We start from the raw sequence: 212 nt of genomic DNA, 5'->3' as shown, positions 1-212 counted from the left end.
GCCATCGTTCACGAGCCTACCGCCTACCATTACGACGCTGACGCATATTCATGCACCGCCCGCCGTCTGGGGATTTACCCCACACGCGCCGCCGCCGTTTCCGCCTGTCTGTCCTTTATCGCCGCCATTGCGGGCGACGACTTCAAAGCATGGGCAAGCTATCAAGTAGTCCCCGCTGTCTGACCCTTTAAAACCCATCAAAACCTAAACCG

Annotated in this window: 1 protein-coding gene; it reads left to right on the top strand. The window is 58.0% G+C overall.

All coding sequences use genetic code 11. The features are described from left to right. A partial coding sequence (locus RDY34_RS10580; RefSeq protein ID WP_308075324.1) for a hypothetical protein occupies positions 1-183 on the top strand: 183 nt, incomplete at its 5' end. Positions 184-212: the final 29 nt, after the last annotated feature.

It is taken from the genome of Neisseria polysaccharea, assembly GCF_963392925.1.
Lineage (GTDB): Bacteria > Pseudomonadota > Gammaproteobacteria > Burkholderiales > Neisseriaceae > Neisseria > Neisseria polysaccharea.
This window is presented reverse-complemented; position numbering and strand designations above follow the sequence as displayed.